This is a genomic window from Streptomyces hundungensis (assembly GCF_003627815.1).
GTDB lineage: Bacteria > Actinomycetota > Actinomycetes > Streptomycetales > Streptomycetaceae > Streptomyces > Streptomyces hundungensis_A.
Genome location: NZ_CP032698.1, coordinates 1,369,972 through 1,389,815, shown reverse-complemented (window position 1 = coordinate 1,389,815; position 19,844 = coordinate 1,369,972). Strand labels below are relative to the sequence as shown.

The window sequence follows — 19,844 nt, the reverse complement described above, 5'->3', positions numbered from 1 at the left end:
GTCGGCTCCCCTGCCTGACCGGACCCCGCCCACGGCGCAACCGTCGTGCGCCCCGATGAGGAGGGCCCGGCGTTCCGCTCTGACGCGTCACATAGTGCGGCCCTTCAAGGAGTTTTCGAGTGGCTAATGTGAAACATGACGCGAAATTGCGGCCGTTGTGATGGGGCGCGGGCGGGTGCACGAAGCGGTATCCGTGCTTCCGGACGGCCTCGACGAGACGCGCGGAGCGCGGGAAAACGGAGCGACCCGGCGGGGCAATCGCTTTCGGTGCCGGGGGCGCACGCGGGCGCATACCGCCAATGGTCCAGACAACCAGGCGTTCCGGGGTGTATCCGATTTTCGGCCAGACGGGCGAAACACCCGCTCGAATACGGCCTCGGGATGTTCGGTTTCGGACACACGAAACCGGCCGACCCGGGGGAATGGGTCGACCGGTCGATGTGGGCCGCCGATACGGGGGCGGCTCGGGTGCTAGCGAGCGCCGGCCGGGGCGGGAGTGGCGCAGTTGACGCGCACCGTCGGGGAGTTGAAGACGCCGTCCTTGTGGCTCTGGCTGTCGTTGTACTCGTAGTAGACGTAGCTGTAGAACGCGATGTTGCCGTTGCAGCCGGAGTCCGCCGCCACCTGCACCGGGATGGTGACGGTGCGGCTGGTGCCCGGGGCGACCGGCACGGAGTAGTTCACCCCGATCGTGGTGCCGCCGGTTCCGGTGCAGGTCACGCCCTCGCCGGAACACGAGGCGAGCGCGTACTTGAGGTCGGGGCGCTGGGTCGTCGTCCAGGTCGGCTGGACCGACTGGTAGACGAACCACACATCGGTGGTCTGGTTGTTCGTGAAGGTCATCTTGAGGTTGACCGTGCCGCCGGGCGTCGCCGTGGTCTGGTCGGCGCTGAACGCCACATCGGGGGCGTCGGCATGCGCGGACTGGCTCATGCCGACCAGCGCGAGGGAGGAAGCGAGGGCCGCGGCGAGGCTGTAACGCCTCAGGTGTGTGAGTCGCATGAGGACGGAGAGTAGGAGGAAGGACACGTACCGTCCGCCGAATCCTCACACCGTGAAGACGCGCTGGCTCGAAGGGGCGGGTGTGAACTGGCCCCGCATTGGCGCCAGTTCACGTCTTGACCGGACCGTGGGCACGGCGTGTGCGCAGCCGCCCTCGGATCGCAAGTGTCCGCCTGACCGGTAACCGATCCTCCCCGGCGGGCCCAGCAATGGCGCATTCCGCCCCGGACGGCGAACGGCCCCCGGCCCAGGAGGGCGGGGGCCGTGCGAACGGACGCGATCACGCGCCCGCGCGGGCTCACTCCGGCTGCGAGGGCTGCTGCCCCGCCTCCCGCTGGGCCGCCTCGACCGACTTGCGGACCTCGTCCATGTCCAGGCCGCGGGCCTGGCCGATGACGTCCTCAAGGGCCGCCTCGGGCAGCGCTCCGGGCTGGGCGAAGACCGCCACGTTGTCACGGACGATCATCAGGGTCGGGATCGACCGGATGTCGAAGGCCTGCGCCAGCTCCTGCTGGGCCTCCGTGTCCACCTTCGCGAAGACGAGGTCGTCATGGCGCTCGGAAGCGGCCTCGTACACCGGGGCGAACTGACGGCACGGGCCGCACCAGGAGGCCCAGAAGTCGATCAGCACGAATCCGTTGTCGGACACGACCGAGTCGAAGTTCTCTTTGGTCAGCTCGACAGTCGCCATCACACCTACCTCTTCCCGGCCCCAGGGGTGGGGCCGCCTCGCACAACGGCGTGCGCCGCCGCGCTATTCCGTTCCCGGCGGGTGCCCCTGTGGCCTCCGAGTACACCGACCACCAGACTGTGCGTATGACGGAAGCCGAGGAATACGACGTGGTGGTGCTGGGTGCGGGCCCGGTCGGCGAGAACGTCGCCGACCGGGTGCGGGCGGCCGGCCTGAGCTGTGCGGTGGTGGAGAGCGAGCTGGTCGGGGGCGAGTGCTCGTACTGGGCCTGCATGCCGAGCAAGGCGCTGCTGCGCCCGGTGGTCGCCCGGGCCGAGGCCCGCAGGGTGCCGGGGCTGCGGCAGTCGGTGCAGGGTCCGCTCGACGCCGAGGCGGTCCTCGCCCATCGCGACGACTACACCTCCCACTGGAAGGACGACGGGCAGGTCGAGTGGCTCGACGGCATCGGCGTCCACCTCTACCGCGGCCACGGGCGCCTGTACGGCACCCGCAAGGTCAGCGTCACCAGCCCCGAGGGCGAGCACCACGTCCTGACCGCCCGCCACGCCGTCGCCGTGTGCACCGGCAGCCGCGCCCAGCTGCCGGACCTTCCGGGCCTCGCCGATGTGAACCCCTGGACCAGCCGCGAGGCCACCAGCGCCAAGGAGGTGCCGGGCCGTCTCGTGGTGGTCGGCGGGGGCGTGGTGGCCGTCGAGATGGCCACGGCCTGGCAGGCGCTCGGCTCCCGCGTCGCCGTCCTGGTGCGCGGCGAGGGGCTGCTGCCGAAGATGGAGCCGTTCGCGGGCGAGCTGGTCGCCGACGCGCTGTGCGAGGCCGGCGCCGAGCTCCGCACGCACACCTCGGTCACGGACGTCGTGCGCCATACGGGGACCGGGGCGCTGACGGTCTCGGTGCGCGGGCCCGAGGGCGACGAGCGCCTTGAGGCCGACGAGATCCTCTTCGCCACCGGCCGGGCCCCGCGCACGGACGATATCGGCCTGGACACCATCGGCCTCGACCCCGGCTCCTGGCTCCCCGTCGACGACTCCTGCCGGGTCGAGGGCAGCGACTGGCTGTACGCGGTCGGCGATGTGAACCACCGGGCGCTCCTGACCCACCAGGGCAAGTACCAGGCCAGGATCTCCGGTGCGGCCATCGCCGCCCGCGCCGCCGGGGTCCCGGTCCTGGAGAGCGACCCCTGGGGCGCGCACGCGGCGACCGCCGACCACGCGGCCGTCCCTCAGGTCGTCTTCACCGACCCCGAGGCCGCCTCGGTCGGCCTCACCCTCGCCGAGGCGGAGGCCACCGGACGGCGGGTGCGGGCGGTCGACTACGACATGAGCGGCGTCGCGGGCGCGGGCCTGTACGCCGACGGCTACCGGGGACGGGCCCGCATGGTCGTCGACGAGGACCGGCGCGTCCTGCTCGGCGTCACCTTCGTGGGCCCCGGCGTCGGCGAGCTGATCCATTCGGCGACGGTGGCCGTCGCGGGCGAGGTGCCGCTGGAGCGCCTGTGGCACGCGGTCCCGTCGTACCCGACGATCAGCGAGGTGTGGCTGCGCCTCCTGGAGACGTACCGGGGCTGAGGGGCGTGGGGCTGAGGGGCGCGGGGCGCCCGGGGGCGGGGGTCACCGCGCGAACGCGTCGACCCCGGTGAGCTCGGCCGACAGCGCCCAGAGCCGGGCCGCCTCCCCGGGGTCGATCGCGTGGGGGTGGACGCCGCTGGTGAGCACGTCATGGTCGAGCTCGCCAGCGGTCACTCCGGCCGCGTTGCCGGTCCCGTTGGTCCCGCCGCCCCCGTTGGTCCCGTCGGTACCGGCGGCACCGGTGGTGCGCGGCTCGACGGGTTCGGCGATGTCGCAGTCCTCGCAGTAGACGCCGCCGAGCCCGGTCAGCCGCGGGGAGGTCGCCGCCCACACCTGGGTGGCGGCCCCCTGTTCGGGGGTTTTGAAGTCGAGGGACCAGGTGCCCTCGGCGTCGACCCAGCCCGCCGCGATCCGCTCCTCGGCCGAGACATGGCGCACCAGCGCGGTGTTGATCTCGCCGGGGTGCAGCGAGAACGCGCGCACCCCCGCGTCCCGGCCCAGCCGGTCGAGGTGCACGGCGAACAGCGCGTTGGCGGTCTTCGCCTGCCCGTACGCTTGCCACTTGTCGTAGCCGCGCTGGAAGTGCGGGTCGTCCCAGCGGATGGCGGAGAGCTGGTGGCCCCGCGAGGACACCGAAACGACCCGGGCGCCGCCCTCGGCCAGCGCCGGCCACAACCGGTTGACCAGGGCGTAGTGGCCGAGGTGGTTGGTCGCGAACTGGGCCTCCCAGCCCGGCCCCACCCGAGTCTCGGGGCACGCCATGACCCCGGCGCTGTTGACCAGGATGTCGATGGCGCGACCGGAGTCGAGGAAGCGGTCGGCGAAGGCGAGCACGCTGTCGAGGTCGGCGAGGTCGAGCGCGTCCACCTCCACCCCGGCAAGGTCCGCCAGCGCCGCCTCGGCGGTCGCGCGCCGCCGGGCGGGCACCACGACGCGGGCGCCGGCCCCGGCGAGCGCGCGGGTGGTCTCCAAGCCGAGCCCCGAGTAGCCGCCCGTGACGACCGCGAGCCGTCCGGTCAGATCGACTCCGGCGAGGACGTCGGCCGTGGTGCTGCGGGTTCCGAAGCCCGATCCGATCGGGTGCTGGGCCGTGAGGTGTTCCGAAGTGGTCATGGCGGCGACGCTACGAGTTGAAGTGCGCTCTCAGTCAACTCGCCCATACGGTATGGGCGTTCGGGTCAGTGGCCCTTCAGGTCGCCCTCCGGCTCCGGGGCCTCGTCGGGTGCCCCGGTTGCCCCGGGCCCGGGGGAGTGGGGACGTACCCCGGTTGCCCCGGGCCCGGGGGAGTGGGGACGTACCGCCGTCGGGTCGGCCGCGACCGGTCGCCACACGCGCGGCCATCGACGCTGGACGAGGGCCGCGACCAGACCCGCGACGATCCCGGTGATGATGGGCTCGCCGTGACCGTCGCCGAGCAGCAGCAGGGCCGCGCCGTCGGCCACGATCGCGACGGTGAGCAGGGTGTGGCGGCGGCAGGGGCGGGTGAGCAGGGCAAGGCCGGCGATGCTGGTGGCGAGCCGGAAGGTGAGGCCCGAGTTGCCGCCCCCGGGCGGCCCGTGGACCAGGAGCGTGTCGACGCTGAACACGAGCAGCAGGGCGGGGACGAGCGCCACCATCATGCGGCTGCCCCACACGCGTTCCGCGACGAAGCCGATGAGGGCAAGGACGAACAGGTTGAACGCGGTACCCCCGACCCCGCCGTCCTGCACCATGAACGAGGTGTACGCCCGCCACCACTGGCCGTGGTCGATGATCAGGTCGGAGTCGCGGTGCAGGGCGTCGTAGATCCCCGGGAAGGCGAACTGCGCCAGGGAGGGGATCGCCACGAGCAGCCAGAGGCCGATCGCCACCTTCGGGGGGTTGCGCGGGCTGAAGGTGCGCCGGGGCAGACCGTCCGAGACCTTCATGACCAAAAGGATCATCAAGGCGTACAGGGCGGGCGACAGGAGATGGTCGGTCATGCCCCCTCTCTACCCCGCGTCCCGCCGGACCCGCCCCCACCACGCGGTATCGGCCACGCCTCCCGCCCACCCGGACACCCGCCGCGGTGTGGGCGTACGGCCTCAACAGGTCCCGGGCTCCGACGAATTCGGCTTGATCCCACCGCGTGCGCGAGAGGGGCGGGGGTGCGGGTGTCACCCCCATGAGTAATACTCTCCGCATGAGTTCACATATTACGGACAGGACGGGGGCGGCGCAGGGTGTGGTGCTGGTCCGCAGGGCGACGGCTCGCGACGCCAAACGACTCACCCACCTGGTGCGCACCTCCCGCGCTTATGAGGGCCCCTACGCGCCGATGATCGCCGGATACCGGGTGGGCCCGGACTACATCGAGGCCCATGAGGTCCATGTCGCGGTCGGGCAGGACGACCGGGTGCTCGGCTTCTACGCGCTGCTGCTGACGCCGCCCGAACTGGACCTGCTGTTCGTCGCGGACGCCGCCCAGGGCCTCGGCATCGGCCGCCTTCTGGTGGCCCACCTCAAGGACACGGCCCGAGCCGCCGGCCTCGACCGCGTACGGATCGTCTCGCACCCGCCGGCCGAGGGCTTCTACCTGGGCGTGGGGGCCGAGCGCGTCGGCACCGTCACCGCCAGCCCGCCCGCGGTGATGTGGGACCGTCCTGAGCTTGAACTGCCCATCACCTAGCGGGAGTTGACCACCCCTGCCGGGCCGGGCGCCCGCGCCCCGGCACGACCCCGAGACCTCCGAGGCCGAGGACGGGCGGGACGCGGTGCGCTCGACGGTTGGGTGCGACCGGCCGGTCGCCGGCCGGGGGCTCGTCAGGTTGCCGGCACGCCGACCTGGGACCATGCCTTGAGCACCGCCGAGATCTCGTCGCCCTCGCCGAACAGAGTGCGCGCGGTCGCGGCGGTCAGCCGGGCGAAGTCGGCGAACTGGGCGCTCGCGCCGAGCTCGCCGCCGGTGAGCGTGGCGTACCAGATCCGACCCGCCCGCTCCCAGGCGTTGCCGCCGAGCGCGGTGGCCACCAGGTAGAAGGCGTAGTTGGGGATGCCCGAGTTGATGTGCACCCCGCCGTTGTCGCGGCTGGTGCGCACATAGCCGTCCATGGCGGCCGGCTGCGGGTCCTTGCCGAGCTGCGGGTCGTCGTAGGCGGTGCCGGGGGCCTTCATCGAACGCAGCGCGTCGCCGTGGATGCCGGGGCCGAGCAGGCCCGCGCCGATCAGCCAGTCGGCCTGGGCGGCGCTCTGACCCAGCGCGTACTGCTTGATGAGCGAGCCGAACACGTCGGACACGGACTCGTTGAGCGCGCCCGACTGACCGAAGTAGTCCAGGTTCGCGGTGAACTGCGTGACGCCGTGCGTGAGTTCGTGACCGATCACGTCGACCGGCAGCGTGAAGTCCAGGAACAACTCGCCGTCACCGTCGCCGAACACCATCTGCTCGCCGTTCCAGAAGGCGTTGTCGTACTGCTCGCCGTAGTGCACGGTTCCGATCAGCGGCATTCCGGAGTCGTCGATGGAGTGACGCCCGTACGCCTTCAGATACAACTCGAACGTGGCACCCAGGCCGGCGTGCGCGCGGTTGACGGAGGCGTCGCCCGTGGGCCGGTCGCTCTCGGAGTGCACCTTGGTTCCGGGCAGCGTCTCCCGGTGCCCGGCGTCGTAGATGGTGCGGTCGGGCTGGTCGGACGGTGTGCCGGTGGGGGCGGCCGCGCCGCGCACCGCGGTGATCCGGCGCTGGGTGCGCAGCTGGGCGTCGTGCTCCAGGGTGCGGCGCGCGGGCCCGTACACGGTGGGGTCCTCGTGCTGGGCGAGCCGGTCGAGGATGTGGGGAGGCACGACGGTGCAGAAGGGGGCGGGATTGTTCATGCCCAGCAATGTGGCACAACGTGACGCAACTGTCACTGCGTGCGATCGAGTTAGCTGGAATGCGATGCCCGACGGGCGCCCCTCGACGGGGCGGGGCGCCCGTGCTACTCGGCCTCGGGGAATTCGCCCGCCATGGCCGCGGCGATCCGCAGATGGGGAGCGGCCTCGGCCCGGCGGCCCTGACGTTCCAGGGTGCGGCCCAGCATGAGCGTGGCGTACCGCTCGGCGGGATCCTGTTCGAGCACGGTCCGCAGCTCGGCCTCGGCCTTGCCGAGCTGTGCGGAGTGGTAGTAGGCGCGGGCCAGCAGCAGGCGCGGGCCCACCTGCTCGGGCACCTCGCCGACCAGACCGGCCAGGATGCCCGCGGCGGTGACGTACTCCTTCGCCTCGAAGAACATCCGGGCCCGGTCCCAGCGGTCCGCGGCCGTGCCGAACTCGTAGTAGCTGTCCGTCACTTCACTGCGTGCGGTGGTCATGGGCGCGTCCTGGGGTGGGGCCCCGGGGGTGGGGGCCGTGCGTCTCGCTCAACGGCGGCATCTTGTTGAATATTCCACTACCGGGGTCGAGGGCGGTGGGAGCGGGTCCGGGGCCGCCGACGGGCGTTCGTGGCCGAGGTGGGCCCGGGAGGGAATAGGTTGACCGCATGAGCAATCTCGATCGCCAGCCCACGCTCTCCGTCTGCGGCGGACGCGGTTTCGTCGTGGCGGAGCCGGTGCGCGAGCTTCTGTCACCCCGCACCGTGCAGCTCGGCGAGTCCTCCGAGGTGCGCCGGCTGCTGCCCAACCTGGGGCGCCGCATGGTCGGGGCCTGGGCGTTCGTCGACCACTACGGCCCCGACGACATCGCCGACGAGCCCGGGATGCAGGTGGCGCCCCACCCCCATATGGGCCTACAGACGGTGAGTTGGCTGCACGAGGGCGAGGTGCTGCACCGTGACAGCCTGGGCAGCCTTCAGACCGTACGGCCCCGGGAGCTGGGCCTGATGACGTCGGGCCGGGCCATCAGCCACTCGGAGGAGACCCCCGCTACGCACAGCCGGTTCCTGCACGGAGCCCAGCTGTGGGTGGCCCTGCCCGACGCCCACCGCCATGTCGAGCCGCACTTCCAGCACCACGCCGACCTCCCGCACGTGACCGCGCCGGGCGTCGACGCGACGGTGATCCTGGGCGAACTGGACGGCGCCGCGTCACCGGGCACCACGTACACGCCGATCGTCGGCGCCGACCTGACCCTGACGGCGGGAGCCGAAACCCGCCTGCCGCTGAACCCGGACTTCGAATACGCCGTCCTGTCCATGTCGGGCGAGGCCCATGTGGACGAGGTGCCGCTACTCCCGGGCTCGATGCTCTACTTGGGCTGCGGCCGCACCGAACTCCCCCTGCGCGCAACCTCGGACGCCTCCGTGATGCTGCTCGGCGGCGAGCCGTTCGAGGAGGAGATCCTGATGTGGTGGAACTTCGTCGGCCGCTCCAACGAGGAGATCCGGCAGGCCCGTTCGGACTGGATGAACGGTGATCGCTTCGGCGAAGTGAAGGGCTACGACGGGCCTCCGATCCCGGCCCCCGAACTCCCGCCAGTGCCCCTGAAACCGCGGGGACGGGTGCGCTGAGCTGCGGGAACAGTCCCCATGCTGACCTTTCTGGCGATGTGTCATGTCGGTAGGTGAGGATGGCGGCGCAGATCAGGGGCGCGTGGCTGGTGCCGCAGGTGACAGCGCGAAAACGGCATTGCTGACCTCGGGCGCCTATCCGACTCCGGGCCGAGGGCGCCCGCGCGCTGCACGAGCGGATGCCGTCACGGCTGCGCAGAGCATGTGTGGGGATCGAACAACCACCAGGCGAGTGCTCGGTAGGGTCGGAGGGGTGCTGTCGCAGCATCCACTACGGTGGAAACTACGTGCGCATCGCAGCCGGGGCCAAAGTGAGCCTCCCCGTCTCGTGGCGCAACCGGGTGAGCTCGTACCGCCAGCTGCCGGCCGGTATCAGCAGTTGCGTCTACGACTGATGTGAGGGCATGCGCCTGCCGAAGGCCGCGTGGAGCCGCGCGAGTCCTCTCCGCGCACTCGCCCGTCTCGCGTGGCGTCGCCCCGACGCGTAAGGAAAATTCGGGCGGCCTGCACCGAGCCCCATGGTCATGGGCCGGCTCCCTCACGAGGTGAGTTCACCACCGTCGAGCTGCTTGGCTGTCGAGCAGGATGAGGGCCCACGGCGTTTGTCCTCATGGCAGAACGACGCCGGGGCTCACCGCGGTTCGAAACCGTGCCGGCCAAAGTTTGCGAGGCTCGCATGCGACCGGGCCGACCACGATCCGTCCTGACCGTGTGAGGGCCTGCAAGGGACATGCGTCTCCCTCAGAAACCGCGCTTACGTGCGCCGAGGGGGCGGTGCAGGAGGAGGGCGCCGAGCGGAGTTTGTTCGGCGTAGTGCACGGGCGCGGGTGCGGGGAGGTCGTCCAGATCGTCGTTCTCGGGCCTCCCCTTTCCCGGCCCGTGTCAGTGGCTCGCACTCCGCAGTGCGGTCGGGGCGGTCTGACCGCTGACGTTACGAAGCCGCCCGGGACCTCGACCAAAGCCGGTCACGGGCTGGACGCCGATCCGTCCGCTCCGTGCCGCAGGCCGTCAAGGAGCAGGTCGAGGAGGCGTCCGGCCCGTTCGCGCTGGTCGGGAGCGCTGGTGATCAGCCCGATGCCGGCCAGGCTGAAGCCGACGTCGAAGGGGTCGACGTCCGGGCGCAGGAGACCGGCCCCGGCGCCTGCGTTCAGCAGGGTGCCGAGGGCGGTGGCGAGCTTGTCGAGGGTTTCGGCGAAGGGGTCCGCCCCGGATGCGGCCGCGGCCCGCAGTGCGTCCGCCATGCCCTGCTTGGCAGTGAGGTAGTCGATGAAGTCGTCCATCCACAGGCGGATCGCCCGGTCCGGCGCATGGTCGGCGAGGAGGTTCGTGGCGCTGTCGCAGATGCGGGCCAGCTCGTTGCGGTAGGCCGCCTCGACAAGCGCCTCGCGTGTGGGGAAGTGGCGGTAGAGCGTGGCCGAGCCGACGCCCGCGGCTTTGGCGATGGTGTCGATCGCGACGTTCGGGCCCTTCTCGGAGAAGGCGTGCACGGCCGCTTCGAGGATGCGCTCGCGGTTGCGGCGGGCATCGGCGCGCAACACGATCGGCTTGGTGGTCAAGGCTGCTCCCTTCGGCAGGGGATCAGTCTATCTGGACAACCGGGGAGTTCTCCGTTTACCGTGAAAGCTAATCGGGGAACTCCCCGGTTAGGGTGTTGGCCGTGACGCTCCATGCGCGAGGAATGGCGATCATGACAGCACAGCAGCCCATCGGTTCCGGCTTCGGGGCCCACAGCACCACGGCCGACGTCCTGGCCGGCCTCGACCTCGCCGGAAAGCTCGCTGTCGTGACCGGCGGCAGTTCCGGACTGGGGCTGGAGACCACACGCGCCCTGCGGGGCGCCGGCGCGACTGTCGTCGCGGCCGTCCGCCGCCCGGAAGCGGCCCCGGAAGCCTTCACCGCGGTGGACGGCGTCGAGGTGCGCCGTCTCGACCTGGGCGACCAGACCAGCGTGCACACCTTCGCGGACGAGTTCCTGGCAAGCGGCCGCGGCATCGACATCCTCATCAACAACGCCGGCGTGATGGCGCTGCCCGAGACCCGCCTCGGACCCGGCTGGGAGGCGCAGTTCGCCACCAACCACCTGGGTCACTACACACTCACGAACCGGCTGTGGACCGCCCTGGCAGCCGACGGCGGCGCGCGCGTGGTCGCGCTCAGCTCTGCCGGTCACCGCTACTCGCCGATCCGCTGGGACGACGTCGTGTTCGCAAACGGCTATGACAAGGCCGTCGCCTACGGACAGTCCAAGACCGCGATCGCGCTGTTCGCCGTCCACCTCGACGCCCTGGGCCGCGAGCACCAGGTGCGGTCCTTCGCCGTCGCCCCCGGTGCCATCATGACCCCGCTCCAGCGGCACATGACCCGCGGGGAGATGGTCGCCCTCGGCTGGATCGACGACCAGGGCAACACGGCTCCCGGTTTCAAGACCCCCGAGCAGGGTGCCGCCACCCAGGTCTGGGCGGCCGCCTCCCCGCAGTTGACCCACACCGGCGGCGTCTACCTGGAGGACTGCGACATCGCCCCGCTCTCCCAGGACGACGCACCCGGAGTCCGGCCCTACGCGGTCGACCCCGAACAGGCCGCACGCCTGTGGACCCTGTCCGCTCAACTGACCGGCACCAACGCGTTCGCGAACCGGTGACACGACGGCATAGCGCATTCGCCTCCAAGAAACCCGCACCTGAAATCTCCGCAAGAAGGGTCACGAAATCATGACGCACACCGATCTGGCCGCCGTCGCGAACGAAGCACAGGCATGGTTCGACAGCTACGTCGAGACGTTCATCGGACTGGCAGCAAAGGGGAGCACTGATCCCGCGCCGCTCCTCAGCTACTTCTCGGTGCCGATCAGCATGACCACGGGGACGGCCCACACCGTACTCACCTCCGCCGAGGCGCTCTCCCAGGGACTCGCACAAGAGCTGCGCGAACTGCGCGACGCCGACTACGGAGGTAGCAAGGCCCTCGACCCGGTGGTGCGCGCGCTCAACGAGCGGGCCGCGCACATCGAGGTGACCTGGGTGCGCCAGGACAGCCAGGGGCGGGAGTTCCAGCGTGTCCGTGTGCTCTACCTGGCCGCCCGTACCGATACGGGATGGCGGACAGTGGCTTCCGTGATCCTGGCCGGCTGACGAAGCACAGTGCCCGCCCGGTCGCCCGCAGCAGTGGGAGTGCCTGCCCCAGGAACTCGGCGGGGTCGTGATCACCGAAGTGAGCGCTCGCGGCGCGCCGCGTCAGTCTCGGCATCCCCACTCCGCTGACAGACCCGAAAACCCTCTTTCTGGCGGTGTGTCACATTGCTGGGTGAGGATGGTTCGCCGGCCAAGAACGGAAGCATGTGGCGCCGTGCCATCGTCACCGACTCGCTCGGCCTGGCACTGGCACCTACTTCGGCCACATCCGCGCGTGGCCGTGCCGCGAGGGCGGGCCGTGAGACGGGTTCGCGTCCGCTGTGCGCCGCTGCGGGACCTAAGCTTGTGTGTGCGGCGAGTGAGTGGTTGGGCCCGACCGCGCTCCTGGATGGCTTGGGGGTTGCGTCATGGATGTCCGGCAGAACACCGCGGCGTGGAAACGCGTGGTCGATGTCGCGAGCAGCGCGGGCCGGCCGGTGGCGTTGCCCTCCGCCGGGGCCGCGTGTCTCGAAGACGTGGGCGCGGACGGGCTGGGGGTCAGTCTGATTACGGGCGGCCGGATCAGGACCGTGGCCTACGCCGCTGACGACCGCAGCTACCGGCTGGAGGACGCGCAGCTCGTGGCGGGGGAGGGCCCGTGCACCGCGGCCTACAGACAACGCGGCGTCGTGAAGGTGGAGGTGCACTCCAGCTCGGCACAGTGGCCGGTGTTCGTGCGGACGGCCGGCGAGCTGGGCATCCGCAGCGTGGTGGCCGTGCCGCTGCTCGTCGGCAACGGTGTCCCGGTCGGCGCCATGGACCTCTACCACACCACCCGCGCCGTCCTCGGCGAGACGGACCTCAGCAGGATCGAAGCCTACGCCCGGGTCCTCGCGCTGCTCGCCCTTGACGCTCACCCCGCATTGATCGGCTGGGAACAGGCGGCCCCGGAAGCGGGCCCGGCCGGCTACCCGCCCATCGTGCACCAGGCGGCGGGTGTGGCCTCCGAAGCGAGCAAAGTGCCCGTGGCCGACGCCCTGGCCCGTATGCGTGCCCACGCCTTCAGCCACCGACGGCTCCTCGAAGACGTCGCCCGCGACATCCTTGCCGGACAACTACGCCTTGAGGAAGACCGAGACACTCCGCCCGGCTGACAGAACCCCCTTCACGCGATGACGGACCGGGGGCTGAACGTCGACCCCGGACAGGTCCTCGCGAGGAGCGCTCGGCGCCGTCGTCCGAGTAGGTCTGGCCGGAGGGAGTCGCCGGTCTGGATGGTGAGGGTCCAGGGGCCGCCGCTCAGTGGCGGCGGCCCCTGGACGCGCGTGGGATGCGAGGCTCCCCCTCGTCGTAGCCCACGCGCGGGCCCTGAGCGGCAGGGAGGGGGGTTGCGGGAGAACCCCGGGATCCTGCCACGGAGGACCCTGGAGGCTGGGCCGCAGAATGTGGGCGCTGCGGCTCCGGCCGGGCCTTGTGGTCTTACGGGCTCGGGGTCCGGGAGCCGTGGCGGGGCCGACTGGTACGAGCCCCGGTGTTCGCCTGCCCATCCACCGTAAAGCGGAAGGACGGATCCGGATAGGGCGCGACCGGCCATGTTCAGGGCGGAGCGGCGAAGTCGAGGTGGGCAGTTGGAGCGGTGGGAAGAGGGCCGTCGCAGGGGCCGAATGCCCCGGCTGCGCACGGCAGGAGCTCCATGGTGAGAAACAGCCGGCCGCGGGGTGTTCCTGGTGGGGGACCGTCGGCGGCAGGCGGCCCGTTGTGGGGGGACGGTCGGCCTCAGGACAGGGCGCTGCGTCCGGGGACGCCGTCGATGATCTGGCGGCCGAGATCGGACATGCGCAGGCCCTGACTACGCGCGTGGGCGCGGAAGCGGTTGAAGGCGTCGTCGGGGCTGGTGTTCCATCGCTCGGCGAGGATGCCCTTGGCCTGTTCGATGACGATCCGGCTCGTGAGTGCCGCCTGGAGCTGGTCGCGCTCGACGTAGGTCTGTTCCAGGGTGCGCTGCTGAAGGATCGCGATGGTGGCGATGTCGGCCAGGGCCTGGGCGAGCGCGGTGTTCTCCGCGGTGAGCGTGCCCGGCTGGGTGTGGAAGAGGTTCATCGCGCCCACGACCCGGGTGCGCAGCCGCAGGGGCAGGGCGTGGGTGACGGCGAAGCCGTTCTTCTGTGCCTGCTGGGCGAAGTGCGGGAAGACGGATGTGGCCTTCGGGTCCGTGAGGTCGATGTTCGTGCGCTGGACGCCGCTGCGGAAGGTGTCCACACAGGGGCCCTGGTCGTGCTGGATGGCGAAGAGCTCCAGGAGTCGGGTGTTCTCGTCGGAGGCGGCGATGGTGTGGAGTTCGCCGTGCTCGTCGCCCAGCATGATGCCGACCGCCGAGATCTCCAGGAGTTCCACGCACCGGCACGACAGGCTCTGGAGGAATTCGATGACGTCGAAGTCATCGATCAGGGAGTCCGCCAACTCGACAAAAATTTCGGCCAGACGCTGCTCGCGACCCATGACACTCATCCCCTATCCCTGACGGGCACGTGGGGCCCGGTCTCATCGTCCTTGAATCGCAGCCGTCTGGCCACCACGTCCCGCGCGACCTCGGTGATCGGCCGGTCATGGGCGTACGCGAAGGCGCGCAGCCGCATCAGAGCCTCGGACAGCGGCCGCCCGAGCTGCACGCTGATCATTCCGGTGGCCTGGTGGACCACCGCACGGTGCAGGACCTGCGGTGTGTCGTGTTCGCCGCCCAGGAAGCGCGCGGTCAGCAGCCGGGCCACCGCGGTGGCGTCGTCGGCCTGCTCCCTGGACAGCGGCAGGGGCCGAGAGCGCACCGCGGTCATGACGCCGACGGTGATGGCACCGAGCACGAGGGGGAAAGCGAACACCGCCCGCACCGGCAGACCGTCCAGTGCTGCCAGCAGGGCCGGCCACCGTCCGGTCCGTACCTGGGCGAGCTCGGGCACCTGCACCGGACGGCCGAAGGTGAGAGCGTCGAGTGCCGGCCCCTCGCCCAGCGTGAACTGAAGGTCCTCCAACCGGGCCGAGACGGTGCCGTGGCACCACACCAACTCCGTATGTCCCCTGTCCAGGACCAGAGAGACGGCCAGGCCCTCGGCGTCCAACAGACGCGCGCACAGGGCAGCGAGCTGATCGTCCGTGTGGGCATCCGATCGGAGTTCGCGCAAAACCTTGGCGGCTCGCTCGCTGACCACTACAACGTGCCCGCTTTCCGTCGGCTGACAGGCTGCGCGTGCGCGGCGGAACGCCTGTCGAAACACACGTCCCGGACGCCGGCAAAGGGGGGAGGCAACTCGGCGAGGCCCGTCCCTGCGAGCAGCAGGGAGATACTCCTTCGAGTGTAGACCAGGCACACCCCGCCGCCCCGACCGGCGTGGGCCACGGACGGACGGCGAACAGAGCTGCCCGTCGGCGGCCGAATCGGTCTCGGTGTGTCTGCCCGAGCGGCGGTCGAGGGCGATCCAGTCCTGCTTCGGCCCGACTTCATGCCCCATGGGCAGACACGTGCGGGAAGAGGCTGCCTCGGGTGGAGGAGGCGTCGCCGTCCGCGGCGGACAGGAGGCGCAGGGCCTCGGCTCTGTCGGTACCGGGTGGAACGACGAGCAGGTCCCAGCGGCCACTACCGGGGGCCAGGAGACAGATGGTTTCCGCGGTGCACCGGCCGGCGGCATGGTGCAGTTCGATCACGTGGTTGGCCACGAGGAGCCGGCCGGGGAAGGACGACCAGAGGGCGGCGTTGACGGTGGCGTGGGCTATTTGCGGCCAGGAGTGGGGCAACGCGCCTACCAGGCGGGGTAGTTCGACGGTCAGATCCTCCGAGCGGGGCCACCAGGCGCCGTCGACGAGGTGGGGGCCGCTGCCGGGTGGCACCAGGCGCAGGCGTACCGGCAGCAGGGACGAAGGGGACGGGAGTGTGGTGGTCACGGGGTTCAGGCCCTTCGATGGGAGGGGGCGGCTACGGGGCCCGCGGACCGGCCAGGGCTGGAGCCAGGAGAGCGGGGCACGGGCGGTCAGTTGTTTTGGGGGAGCGAGCTGGATCCGTTGCCCGGGGCTCGGGCGGTCTTGGCGAGGTCGACGGGGTGCGGAGTCGGCGGCAGCGCCGCGGCCGCGGCCTCCCTGCTCAGGAAGGCGCCCAGTTCGCCGATGGTGCTCATCAGGGGCGCGGGGAAGACCACTGTGGTGTTCTTGTCGACGCCGATCTCCACGAGGCTTTGCAGGTTGCGGAGTTGGAGTGCCAGGGGGTGGGCCATCATGGTGTCGGAGGCGTCCCCGAGCGCTGCCGCGGCGAGTGATTCACCCTCGGCGTTGATGATTTTGGCGCGCTTCTCGCGTTCGGCCTCGGCTTGCCGGGCCATGGCGCGCTTCATGCTGTCGGGCAGCTGGATGTCCTTGAGTTCCACCAGGGTGACTTCCACGCCCCACTCGGCGGTCGCCACGTCGAGGATCTCGCGGATGCCGAGGTTGATGCGGTCGGTCTCCGACAGCGTCTCGTCCAGGGTGTGCTGGCCCACGACCTTGCGCAGCGTGGTCTGTGCGATCTGGTTGATCGCGGCGTGCACGTTCTCGATGGCGATGACCGATTTCACCGCGTCCACCACGCGGAAGTAGGCCACGGCCGATACGTCGACGCTGACGTTGTCGCGGGTGATGATGCCCTGCGACTGGATCGGCATGGTGACGATGCGCAGCGACACCCGGTGCAGGACGTCGACGAACGGAATGATGGTCCGCAGCCCCGGGCCACGCGTGCCGGCCAGCCGTCCGAGCCGGAAGAGCACCCCTTGCTCGTACTGTTTGACGATCTTCAGAGTCAGGGCCAGCCCCAGGAGGAGGAGCAGGGCGATGACGACGCCGAGCGAGATCACAAGCGACATGGTGGCGCTCCCATGGACGAGGGTGAGGTTTCACCGGACCCGAGCGGGGGCCTCGGAAAGGCCGTGGACCACGCGGACGCGGCGTGGATCAACGGCTGGGCCCTCGGCGGACGCTCCGCCGAGGGCCGCGGCCGTCCGCGGCCCCCGCACGCCGGTCACGGTGGGTCGCAACGGCGGACGGCTCGGCAATGCCAGGAGCCGGTCGTGCCGGGCTGCCGCGCGTTCCTCGGCCTACCGGCTGGAAGCGGCTGTAGTGGTGCAGCGCGATCCTCTGGGAGTGCTGGGTGTTGAGGAGGTGGATCACGCGTGCCGCGGCGGCGATCAGGAGCAGGGTGACGACGATGGTCAGGGCCGTGGCCATGGCGGTCACATCCCCACCAGAAGGCGGCTGACCGGGGTGGCGGCGTAGGTCGAGGAGGCACCGCCCTCGTACTCCCACGCCTCCTCACGGTCCTGGAGCCGGTCGACGGCCGTCGCGTCGTGGTGGGTCGCCTCCGCGGCCATGAGACCGCTCGCGGTGAGCTGGGGGCCGGTGCCGTCGGTCGCGGCGGCCATCAGCCGGGCGGCCGCGGGGGCGGGGGTCTCCGGTGGGACGACGAGGAGGTCCCAGCGTCCGGCCGTGTAGGACAGCAGGAGCAGTTTGTGCGGGTCCTGTTCGGCCTTGAACCAGCCGGCCTTCACCATATGTCCGGTCACGGGGATCTTTCGCGGGACGACGGGCCAGAGCCGGGGGTTCACGCAGATGTGAGTGATCCGGGCCCAGCGCGGGTCCAGTACGTCGATCAGCGCGGGAAGTTCACGCAACAGGTCGCGGGAGCGGGGCCACCAGGCACCGTCCAGGAGTCCGGGGGAGCCGCCGGGTGATTTCAGAGCGACGCGCGCGGGGAGTTCGCGCTGCGGGAAGTGCCGGCCGGGCGTGGTCGCGGACATGGCGCGGACCTGTCTCCGGGGCACTGTCCAGGGACGACACCCCGTGTCTTGGCTCACCGGGAACGAGGCGTGAAGGCCGGAGTGCGAAGTGCTCCCGATGCCTCAACCGTACTCCTCGGCGGGGGCGGGCGATGGGAATTGGTGCGGCGTTGTGGGACTCGTCCCCGAAGCCGGTCGGGCCCGGACGACGGCCGGAGCGTAGCGGCGAAGCGCACGGAGCACCTCCTCCGTAGAGCTCCGTCGGGGTTCCGCGTTGCCGGGTCCGCCCGCGCCGCGAGAGCGCACGGAGGAGCCGCTGAACTCCTCTGTAGGGCACGTGAGTTGGGAGGCGCCGAACGGGCCGCGCCGCGGAGAGGGGGCGGACCCGGCCGCGCCGCGCGCCCCGGGGACAGTGGTCATCGGAGCCAGGGGCGTCGCCGTTCCCGTCGAGGTGCCCGTTCCTGTCCGGACGAGGTCAGCCGTACTGGTCGCCGTCGGTCGCCGGGCCGTCCTCACCGGCGACGGCGGGTGCCGGACGCCCCGCCGCTCGGGTAGGGTGCCCGGCGCGTCATCGCGGCGGGACCGCCGATCGCGCCTACATCATCGGGCGCGGGCGCGGGTGTGCGTAGTACGTGCCCACCTGCTGGTGGTAGTCGGGGTTGCCGAGGTGCTTTTCCTTGTCGAACTCGGGTGCGTTCTTGATCTGGCCCTTGGTGCGGTCCAAGTAGATCTTCTTTTGCGTGGGGTCGACGCGCGCCACGACGCCGGCGGGCAGGAGGACCTCCTTGCCGAAGATCCAGGGTGCGGTGTCGACGACGATGTACGCGGCGTCGACGTCCTCGGAGTGCTTGTCGACCTTGCCGATGCTGCCGTCACTCGCCTCGACCTTGTATCCGGTCAGGTCCATGCCCGTCTGGTGGGCGGTCACGGGCCGGTACGCCCACACGTTCTCGTTCACGGAAGTGCTCCTTCTCGTCGGGGGGCGGGAGGGTCCTTGTGGGGACTCTCAACTACGCTTCCTGCGCCGCGAGTTGCATCCAGGGGCCGAGCACGTCCTTGGTCTTCTCACGAAGGGCATGACGATCCCCCTTCTCGTGCGGGTGAGGCACCGGGAGAAGTATCTCGGCGTACGCCGCCCGTCCCGTGGTCGAGGATGGACCTGCGGTGGCTGATGCGGTACGAACCACGGAAACACGGGCGGACCTCCGCTTCGCAGGAGTGCGCTCTGCGTTTCGCGGGGTCTTGGCGAAGCGAGGGGTGGGAGGAGACTCCCCGGTGATCCCGGAGCGTCACGACCCAGCGCCCTGTCCGTCACTCAACGCCGCTCCTCATGTCCTGTCAATGGCCCCGCCGAGCCACCGCGTCAGGAGGAGGCCGTCGAGCCCGCTCGAACCCCCTTGACCCGCCCCCGGCCCGCGAACCCGGCCGGATCGCCGTCGCGTTGACAGGGCGGAGTGCGGGGAGTTGACTGCCAGGTAGGCGTGAGGCCACGACTTCCCGGATCATCCGGACGGCGTGCCTCCGTTCTGCTTCGCCCGGACTCCGCGGACAACAGGAGTCGCGGCCCTGCCGCGCGGCGGGGACCCTGATCTCGGGGAGCGACCGCTGTCGCGGACCGTGAGCCATGAGACGTGGCCCGAGTCGGGATGTGGCGGCGGTTCATGGTCGAGGCCCGACGTCTCCTCCCCGCACGCGGTCGAGCTCGACCCGACACCGGTTGCCCTCCGGCCGGCGGCTCCGGCTCCATGTGCACCATCGACGGCTGACACCAAGCAGAGGAAAGTGGCACGTAATGCTGTACGACTCCGAACGCGCACGGCAGCCCAAGGCTGATCCTCCGGACCGCACCACGCGGCGCGCGTCACAGACAACCGGACCCGAGCCGGCTCAGGCTCCAGGAGACGGGCGCACCCGATCCGCCAACGCGGAACGCACCCGGGTGGCGGAACACCGGCTCCTTTCGGCGGATGAACGAGAGGAGCTGGCCCTTCGCCTCCAGCGGGCCGTCGACAACTTCGCCGACAGCCCGCATCGGGCCGTGGAAGAGGCCGACAACGCGCTCGCCGACATGGTCACTTGCCTGACGAACGCTCTCGCGGCACGGCAGCAAGGCACCTTGCGCGCGAATTGGCAAGGGCAGGAGAACCGGGTCGAGAGCGAGGAACTTCGCATCGCCCTCCAGGAGTACCGGGAGGCCACGGTCCGCATGCTGGCGCTCTGACGATTCGGCCCCGCGCTTCCCTT

The 19,844-nt window shown here is 70.8% G+C and carries 21 protein-coding genes; 7 read left to right on the top strand and 14 right to left on the bottom strand.

Translation table 11 applies throughout. From position 1 onward, the window contains the following. Positions 1 to 471 precede the first annotated feature (471 nt). Together DWB77_RS06230 and trxA are read right to left on the bottom strand one after the other, a co-directional pair. The gene (locus DWB77_RS06230; protein ID WP_120727433.1) at positions 472 to 1,002 is read right to left on the bottom strand and encodes a hypothetical protein; all 531 of its coding nucleotides are present in this window, start codon (positions 1,000 to 1,002) and stop codon (positions 472 to 474) included. Between the two features lie 298 nt (positions 1,003 to 1,300). Next, the gene (gene trxA, locus DWB77_RS06225; protein ID WP_120720286.1) at positions 1,301 to 1,693 is read right to left on the bottom strand and encodes a thioredoxin; all 393 of its coding nucleotides are present in this window, start codon (positions 1,691 to 1,693) and stop codon (positions 1,301 to 1,303) included. 125 nt (positions 1,694 to 1,818) lie between these two features. Between trxA and DWB77_RS06220 the strand changes: the two genes are divergently transcribed. Beyond that, complete coding sequence (locus DWB77_RS06220) at positions 1,819 to 3,258, top strand: dihydrolipoyl dehydrogenase family protein (protein WP_120727431.1); 1,440 nt, start codon at positions 1,819 to 1,821, stop codon at positions 3,256 to 3,258. A gap of 42 nt (positions 3,259 to 3,300) precedes the next feature. Here DWB77_RS06220 and DWB77_RS06215 read toward each other — a convergent pair whose 3' ends face one another. Together DWB77_RS06215 and DWB77_RS06210 are read right to left on the bottom strand one after the other, a co-directional pair. Further along, positions 3,301 to 4,371, bottom strand: coding sequence for an SDR family NAD(P)-dependent oxidoreductase (locus DWB77_RS06215; protein WP_120720285.1), 1,071 nt, complete (start codon positions 4,369 to 4,371; stop codon positions 3,301 to 3,303). Between the two features lie 65 nt (positions 4,372 to 4,436). Beyond that, positions 4,437 to 5,219 (bottom strand): rhomboid family intramembrane serine protease, encoded by a 783-nt coding sequence (locus DWB77_RS06210; protein ID WP_120720284.1) that lies wholly within the window; start codon positions 5,217 to 5,219, stop codon positions 4,437 to 4,439. 200 nt (positions 5,220 to 5,419) lie between these two features. Here DWB77_RS06210 and DWB77_RS06205 point away from each other — a divergent pair, with 200 nt between their 5' ends. Beyond that, a complete protein-coding gene (locus tag DWB77_RS06205; RefSeq protein WP_246033431.1) occupies positions 5,420 to 5,905 on the top strand; it encodes a GNAT family N-acetyltransferase in 486 nt (161 codons plus the stop codon). A gap of 134 nt (positions 5,906 to 6,039) precedes the next feature. Here DWB77_RS06205 and DWB77_RS06200 read toward each other — a convergent pair whose 3' ends face one another. Both DWB77_RS06200 and DWB77_RS06195 read right to left on the bottom strand, forming a co-directional pair. Further along, complete coding sequence (locus DWB77_RS06200; RefSeq protein ID WP_120720282.1) at positions 6,040 to 7,089, bottom strand: M4 family metallopeptidase; 1,050 nt, start codon at positions 7,087 to 7,089, stop codon at positions 6,040 to 6,042. A 104-nt stretch (positions 7,090 to 7,193) separates the two neighbouring features. Then, positions 7,194 to 7,565, bottom strand: a complete 372-nt coding sequence (locus tag DWB77_RS06195) for a tetratricopeptide repeat protein (RefSeq protein ID WP_174248510.1) — start codon at positions 7,563 to 7,565, stop codon at positions 7,194 to 7,196. A 167-nt stretch (positions 7,566 to 7,732) separates the two neighbouring features. On the opposite strand from DWB77_RS06195, the gene DWB77_RS06190 reads away from it, so the two are divergent. Next, positions 7,733 to 8,698 carry a pirin family protein gene (locus tag DWB77_RS06190; RefSeq protein ID WP_120720281.1) on the top strand — a complete coding sequence of 322 codons (966 nt, stop codon included), beginning with the start codon at positions 7,733 to 7,735 and terminating at the stop codon, positions 8,696 to 8,698. Positions 8,699 to 9,663: 965 nt separating this feature from the next. Here DWB77_RS06190 and DWB77_RS06185 read toward each other — a convergent pair. Then, positions 9,664 to 10,254 carry a TetR/AcrR family transcriptional regulator gene (locus DWB77_RS06185; protein WP_120720280.1) on the bottom strand — a complete coding sequence of 197 codons (591 nt, stop codon included), beginning with the start codon at positions 10,252 to 10,254 and terminating at the stop codon, positions 9,664 to 9,666. Positions 10,255 to 10,382: 128 nt separating this feature from the next. Here DWB77_RS06185 and DWB77_RS06180 point away from each other — a divergent pair, with 128 nt between their 5' ends. The 3 genes from DWB77_RS06180 (at position 10,383) to DWB77_RS06170 (ending at position 12,962) form a co-directional block, all read left to right on the top strand. Then, a complete protein-coding gene (locus tag DWB77_RS06180; protein ID WP_120727426.1) occupies positions 10,383 to 11,339 on the top strand; it encodes an SDR family NAD(P)-dependent oxidoreductase in 957 nt (318 codons plus the stop codon). Between the two features lie 70 nt (positions 11,340 to 11,409). Further along, the gene (locus DWB77_RS06175; protein WP_120720279.1) at positions 11,410 to 11,829 is read left to right on the top strand and encodes a DUF6841 family protein; all 420 of its coding nucleotides are present in this window, start codon (positions 11,410 to 11,412) and stop codon (positions 11,827 to 11,829) included. Positions 11,830 to 12,236: 407 nt separating this feature from the next. After that, positions 12,237 to 12,962: a GAF and ANTAR domain-containing protein gene (locus DWB77_RS06170; RefSeq protein ID WP_120720278.1), complete on the top strand. Its 726-nt coding sequence runs from the start codon at positions 12,237 to 12,239 to the stop codon at positions 12,960 to 12,962. Positions 12,963 to 13,584: 622 nt separating this feature from the next. On the opposite strand, the gene DWB77_RS06165 is transcribed toward DWB77_RS06170, so the two are convergent. From DWB77_RS06165 to DWB77_RS06135, 7 genes are all read right to left on the bottom strand, one after another. Beyond that, positions 13,585 to 14,316 (bottom strand): GAF and ANTAR domain-containing protein, encoded by a 732-nt coding sequence (locus tag DWB77_RS06165; protein ID WP_120720277.1) that lies wholly within the window; start codon positions 14,314 to 14,316, stop codon positions 13,585 to 13,587. Continuing rightward, positions 14,313 to 14,984 (bottom strand): GAF and ANTAR domain-containing protein, encoded by a 672-nt coding sequence (locus tag DWB77_RS06160; protein WP_246033430.1) that lies wholly within the window; start codon positions 14,982 to 14,984, stop codon positions 14,313 to 14,315. The genes DWB77_RS06165 and DWB77_RS06160 overlap by 4 nt, the downstream gene beginning before the upstream one ends. 316 nt (positions 14,985 to 15,300) lie before the next feature. Continuing rightward, entirely contained in the window at positions 15,301 to 15,741 is a 441-nt protein-coding gene (locus DWB77_RS06155; protein ID WP_120720275.1) for a DUF5994 family protein, read from the bottom strand. Positions 15,742 to 15,827: 86 nt separating this feature from the next. Beyond that, positions 15,828 to 16,691 (bottom strand): slipin family protein, encoded by an 864-nt coding sequence (locus tag DWB77_RS06150; RefSeq protein WP_120720274.1) that lies wholly within the window; start codon positions 16,689 to 16,691, stop codon positions 15,828 to 15,830. 88 nt (positions 16,692 to 16,779) lie between these two features. Next, positions 16,780 to 17,052: a hypothetical protein gene (locus DWB77_RS06145; protein WP_162952457.1), complete on the bottom strand. Its 273-nt coding sequence runs from the start codon at positions 17,050 to 17,052 to the stop codon at positions 16,780 to 16,782. A gap of 5 nt (positions 17,053 to 17,057) precedes the next feature. Then, positions 17,058 to 17,621 carry a DUF5994 family protein gene (locus DWB77_RS06140; RefSeq protein ID WP_120720272.1) on the bottom strand — a complete coding sequence of 188 codons (564 nt, stop codon included), beginning with the start codon at positions 17,619 to 17,621 and terminating at the stop codon, positions 17,058 to 17,060. 574 nt (positions 17,622 to 18,195) lie between these two features. Then, positions 18,196 to 18,558: a PRC-barrel domain-containing protein gene (locus DWB77_RS06135; protein ID WP_120720271.1), complete on the bottom strand. Its 363-nt coding sequence runs from the start codon at positions 18,556 to 18,558 to the stop codon at positions 18,196 to 18,198. Between the two features lie 981 nt (positions 18,559 to 19,539). Here DWB77_RS06135 and DWB77_RS06130 point away from each other — a divergent pair. After that, positions 19,540 to 19,821: a hypothetical protein gene (locus DWB77_RS06130; RefSeq protein WP_120720270.1), complete on the top strand. Its 282-nt coding sequence runs from the start codon at positions 19,540 to 19,542 to the stop codon at positions 19,819 to 19,821. Positions 19,822 to 19,844: the final 23 nt, after the last annotated feature.

Excerpts from the sequence above, each read along its gene's own strand:
- DWB77_RS06230 (WP_120727433.1), bottom strand. The coding sequence starts at position 1,002 with ATGCGACTCACACACCTGAGGCGTTACAGCCTCGCCGCGGCCCTCGCT.
- trxA (WP_120720286.1), bottom strand. The coding sequence starts at position 1,693 with ATGGCGACTGTCGAGCTGACCAAAGAGAACTTCGACTCGGTCGTGTCC.
- DWB77_RS06220 (WP_120727431.1), top strand. The coding sequence starts at position 1,819 with ATGACGGAAGCCGAGGAATACGACGTGGTGGTGCTGGGTGCGGGCCCG.
- DWB77_RS06215 (WP_120720285.1), bottom strand. The coding sequence starts at position 4,371 with ATGACCACTTCGGAACACCTCACGGCCCAGCACCCGATCGGATCGGGC.
- DWB77_RS06210 (WP_120720284.1), bottom strand. The coding sequence starts at position 5,219 with ATGACCGACCATCTCCTGTCGCCCGCCCTGTACGCCTTGATGATCCTT.
- DWB77_RS06205 (WP_246033431.1), top strand. The coding sequence starts at position 5,420 with ATGAGTTCACATATTACGGACAGGACGGGGGCGGCGCAGGGTGTGGTG.
- DWB77_RS06200 (WP_120720282.1), bottom strand. The coding sequence starts at position 7,089 with ATGAACAATCCCGCCCCCTTCTGCACCGTCGTGCCTCCCCACATCCTC.
- DWB77_RS06195 (WP_174248510.1), bottom strand. The coding sequence starts at position 7,565 with ATGACCACCGCACGCAGTGAAGTGACGGACAGCTACTACGAGTTCGGC.
- DWB77_RS06190 (WP_120720281.1), top strand. The coding sequence starts at position 7,733 with ATGAGCAATCTCGATCGCCAGCCCACGCTCTCCGTCTGCGGCGGACGC.
- DWB77_RS06175 (WP_120720279.1), top strand. The coding sequence starts at position 11,410 with ATGACGCACACCGATCTGGCCGCCGTCGCGAACGAAGCACAGGCATGG.
- DWB77_RS06170 (WP_120720278.1), top strand. The coding sequence starts at position 12,237 with ATGGATGTCCGGCAGAACACCGCGGCGTGGAAACGCGTGGTCGATGTC.
- DWB77_RS06165 (WP_120720277.1), bottom strand. The coding sequence starts at position 14,316 with ATGAGTGTCATGGGTCGCGAGCAGCGTCTGGCCGAAATTTTTGTCGAG.
- DWB77_RS06150 (WP_120720274.1), bottom strand. The coding sequence starts at position 16,691 with ATGTCGCTTGTGATCTCGCTCGGCGTCGTCATCGCCCTGCTCCTCCTC.
- DWB77_RS06145 (WP_162952457.1), bottom strand. The coding sequence starts at position 17,052 with ATGGCCACGGCCCTGACCATCGTCGTCACCCTGCTCCTGATCGCCGCC.
- DWB77_RS06140 (WP_120720272.1), bottom strand. The coding sequence starts at position 17,621 with ATGTCCGCGACCACGCCCGGCCGGCACTTCCCGCAGCGCGAACTCCCC.